The sequence below is a fragment of the Microcystis sp. M49636_WE2 genome, from assembly GCF_030065375.1.
Lineage (GTDB): Bacteria > Cyanobacteriota > Cyanobacteriia > Cyanobacteriales > Microcystaceae > Microcystis > Microcystis aeruginosa_C.
The window spans coordinates 1-4,535 of record NZ_JASJFG010000944.1; the positions used below are offsets into that span (position 1 = coordinate 1).

General features: G+C 46.1%; 3 protein-coding genes. All 3 read right to left on the reverse strand.

The annotated features are described in order from the left end of the window. Positions 1 to 166 precede the first annotated feature (166 nt). The 3 genes from PX484_RS21740 to PX484_RS21750 are packed head-to-tail and all read right to left on the reverse strand — an operon-like array spanning position 167 to position 4,313. Positions 167 to 475, reverse strand: a complete 309-nt coding sequence (locus tag PX484_RS21740; protein WP_287765749.1) for a hypothetical protein — start codon at positions 473 to 475, stop codon at positions 167 to 169. Between the two features lie 7 nt (positions 476 to 482). Beyond that, a complete protein-coding gene (locus PX484_RS21745) occupies positions 483 to 1,067 on the reverse strand; it encodes a hypothetical protein (RefSeq protein WP_287669889.1) in 585 nt (194 codons plus the stop codon). 3 nt (positions 1,068 to 1,070) lie between these two features. Continuing rightward, entirely contained in the window at positions 1,071 to 4,313 is a 3,243-nt protein-coding gene (locus PX484_RS21750) for a CHAT domain-containing protein (RefSeq protein WP_287765751.1), read from the reverse strand. Positions 4,314 to 4,535 lie beyond the last annotated feature (222 nt).

The following is a 4,535-nucleotide window of genomic DNA, read 5'->3' on the forward strand; positions in this document are numbered from 1 at the left end:
CCCCCCTTATTAAGGGGGGATCAAGGGGGGATCAGCGCCCCCCTTATTAAGGGGGGATCAAGGGGGGATCAGCGCCCCCCTTATTAAGGGGGGATCAAGGGGGGATCAAAACCTTCTCAACAGGATTTAGTATAACTTTTGGATATGGATAAAGCTGGCATTTCTATTACTTCGCTTCAAATAATTTCCAAATCTCTTTAATAGAAATAAAGATACCGAGAACAGCAGCTAACAAAAGAAGGATTTGACTATCCGAGCCAAGGCAATTCTGAAAATTTTCATCAGTTAACACTTTATGGACGACCTTAGACATTGCCAATACAGCCGATAAACTTAACCCAGAAACAAAAAGAATTTCTAGATAAGATTTATTGTTTCCCCGTCTTGGCTGTTTTTTTGTAACCAGCGCCACGCTTGCGGTAATAACCAAGGTTCCGATTAACAAAAGAAAGTTTTCAATGTTAACAATCTTCATCAAAAATTTATGCTGATTTTGCTTTCCTAAAGGTAATATACCATCCGCAGCCCGCCGCTAATATCGCACCAATAACCGCACCGTAAACTCCCGCAATCGATCCTCCTAGGGCCGCACCTCCCACCGTTACCACCATCAGGCGATCGGCTTTATCCCAAAATCGAGGGGAATCAGCACCCTCGCGATCAAGGGGGATCCCCCCGCCTGTCGGCACCCCCCTTATCAAGGGGGGCAGGGGGGATCCAGCTAATTTTTGGGCAGTTTTTACCCAATCTTGGCTAGGAATAACATCATTAATAAATAGGGACTCGAAATCTAAACTATCGGGAAAAGTGACGCTTAAACTTTTGGTGCGTTCTTGGTTAGCATAGGCTGCGTCTAACTCTTCGATCGCTTTTTTATAAGCTTTTTCTAGGGGGGGAAAATCCTTGACAAGTTGCCGCAATTGTGTTGCTGCCTGGGGTTGTTCTTCCCTTAATAATCGTTCAATTTCTTTGAGCGATCGCTGTAGATATTCTGGCAAGGGTTCAGTCTGCTGTGCGAGGGCGATTAGCAGCGCTTCAAGATCGATAATTGTTTTGGGAATTTCCATAAGTTAGTCCTGTCCAGTCAGGGTATAGGCCGCCCAATGGTAAGGATCACTATATTCTGTTAGTTGATCTAGCCCTATTGTACTGCCTTCCTTCAAAGTATTCGCCGCCCTCACCTCCAGTCGATCGACCCCTTCCCTTAGGTCGGGAAGTTGTCCAAGTTGCTCGATCCAGTTAGCTAGTTGCTGCCAAGTGATATTTTTTAACCAATTTTGTGTATTTTTCAGAGCTAGGGCCGGGGATTCACCCGCTAATAATCTTTGATAGAAGTTAATCATAAACCAAGCACTAGAAATCTCCTTCACCGGCCAGAGGGTACTGACCACATTAGTCGCACCCGCTGCCAAGAAAGCACTGACGAGGCCGACGTATTCGGTAGTAATGCCATCCTTACCGGTGAGAGCGGTTTCACAGGCAGCCAGACAGACGAGACGGTAACTAGAGAGGTTGAGCTTGTTGATATCCCGGACAGTTAATAAACCATCGCTAAGGGCGATCGCAGACTCCTGGGGACGAAAAGAGTCATAAAAGCCGTGACCAGTGAAATGAAAGGTTTTATGGGCATTTTCGAGGGCTTTGCGGACGTTTTCCCGTGATGCCTTTTTCGGGCTAATTCTCTGGCTCGGTTGCAGGATATGGCTAATAATCGCTGATTCCAGTTGGGCGAAATCCATGGGTTTTTGTTCCGTTTTGGGGTCTTCGACGCTGAGGAGGGGAGAATAGGAGGAATCGCCGGACTGGGGACGCAAACCGACCTGAGCAGAGGGGAGATAGGTGGCGGTGTATTTTTCGGGGAAGAGGGTATGTAGGGGGAAGCGGTGCAGATCCCGGTGGGGGATGAGAATCAGGGAATCAACGGAAACCGGCAAAGGTTCGAGAATTTTATCGATCTGTAAAATCCGCTTTAATTGGGCAAAACGGCTGTTAAGTGACAATCTCCAGGGGTGATTTTGTTTATTCTCCGTTTCTTTTTTACTGGCATAGTCAAGGTATTGTTTATCCCATTCAGTTAACCAAGTCCGAAACTGTCGCGCCAGTTGACGGCGTTGTTCTGGCTCGACAATGACCGGATCAGCCTCTGGGGTGATAATAAAGGTGGTGAGATTGTCCTCGCTGAGATACCAGTAAATAATCGCCTTATTCGGATCTGTCAGGCTTTGGATAGTGGCATAATCGGGACTGGTGGGGTTTTCTTGCCAATTATCGAGAATCCAAGTCAAACAACGATTTTTATAAAATTCTGCCTGTTCAATTGCGTCTAGGGGATGATTTTCCTCGATCAGTAAATCGATTTCTAGGTGACTAAAACTGCTGAATTTTCTCTCAAAAGCCGGTTTATCCCGTTTCTGGGCGCGTAGTCGGGTAAAAAGGTGGCGCCCCTGTTGTTGATAGAATCGCGCTTCAGGGATTTCCTGTAGGGAAAGATGAGCGCGGATCAATCCTTGCAGAATTTCTAAATGATCTTCGGGGAAGTCTTTTTCGCTGAGAATCGGTAAAGCGGTTTGATAATGTCGGATTGCTTCGCGCCAATAGGGACTAGCATTCTCTTTATACTGGGAATGTTCCAGATAAGCTTGCCCTAGATAGCGATAAATTTGCCCCCACGGAGGCGATCCTTGAATAAGGTGGGGAAGTGCCTCCCGGAGGGCGAAAATATGGGGTTCTCGGTCATTAAGGGCTACTATCGGTTTACGGTAAATGAGAGCTTCTAGACTAGGAGTAGAAATACGATTTTTACTCAGAGAACAAACGGCCCACCCTCGGCCGTACCAAGCTTCATGATAATCGGGTTTAATTTCTAAAGCTCGATCGTAGGATGCGATCGCTTCTTCTAATCTGCCTAAATCAGCTAACGCAATCCCTCGGTTGTACCAAGCTTCATGGTAATCGGGTTTAATTTCTAAAGCTCGATCGTAGGATGCGATCGCTTCTTCTAATCTGCCTAAATCAGCTAACGCAATCCCTCGGTTGCCCCAAGCTTCATGGTAATCGGGTTTAATTTCTAAAGCTCGATCGTAGGATGCGATCGCTTCTGCCAATCTGCCTAAATTAGCTAACGCAATCCCTCGGTTGTCCCAAGCTAGATGGAAATCGGGTTTAATTTCTAAAGCTCGATCGTAGAATGCGATCGCTTGTTCAAATCTGCCTAAATTACCTAACGCAAACCCTCGGTTGTTCCAAGCTAGATGGTAATCGGGTTTAATTTCTAAAGCTCGATCGTAGGATGCGATCGCTTGTTCAAATCTGCCTAAATTATATAACGCAACCCCTCGGTTAGTCCAAGCTTCATGCTTATCGGGTTTAAATTCTAAAGCTCGATCATATGATGCGATCGCTTCCTCAAATCTGCCTAAATTATATAACGCAACCCCTCGGTTGTACCAAGCTTGATGTAAATCGGGTTTAATTTCTAAAGCTCGATCATATGATGCGATCGCTTCCTCAAATCTGCCTAAATTACCTAACGCAACCCCTCGGTTGATCCAAGCTTGATGGAAATCGGGTTTAAATTCTAAAGCTCGATCATAGGATGCGATCGCTTGTTCAAATCTGCCTAATTTATGCAACGCAATCCCTCGGTTGTTCCAAGCTTGATGGAAATCGGGTTTAATTTCTAAAGCTCGATCATATGATGCGATCGCTTCTTCTAATCTGCCTAAATTAACTAACGCAAACCCTCGGTTGTCCCAAGCTTCATGCTTATCGGGTTTAATTTCTAAAGCTCGATCATAGGATGCGATCGCACCGATAAAATCCCCATTCATGTATTTCTGGGTTCCTTGCTCAAACCAGAATGCGGCATCCTGAACCACTTCCGTTAAATCCGTCTCCTTTGGGCATAGATTTTCCCCCTCCACACTGGAAACATCCCTCACCGCGTCGCGTAACTGGAGGCTAATCCGTTGGGATACTTCCCCCAGATTTCCCGTCATCACCTTGCCTAAAGCCGCCAGATCCCGCCCTAAAGTTTGATAATCTTCCGGATACTGTAGCCATTCCTCGCTTTTGACCCCTAACCACCGCGCCAGCTTTTTATCGTCACAATGGCGACTGTATAGCCATCCCCGTAACCCGCCGGTAGTGGTTCCCGCCGCCACCTGCTCGAATAACCCCATCAATATCCCTTCATATTCCCCATCGCTGGGTTCTGGAGGAGTATTTTCGACTTTTTTGGGGTTAATTGCCTTCGGACTGGCAATAAAGAGCGATTTTAGCCAATTCCAGAGCTTTTTTAGTAAGGATAGCATCGGAGAAAGGGGGAAAGAAGATAAGGAAATTATATCTCTACTGCCGAAAGTCGTCCCTCTACCGGTTCAAATTCGTCCTCTAATAGCCAATTTTCCGCTTCCTCCTAACTCGCACGGCTCTCTTCTTCTTTGTCTGATCAGTTTAACTGAATGTAGTGATCGATCTTTGTGTCCTTTGTGCCTCTGTGGTTCCTTCCACTCTTCTTTGTCTGATCAGTTCAA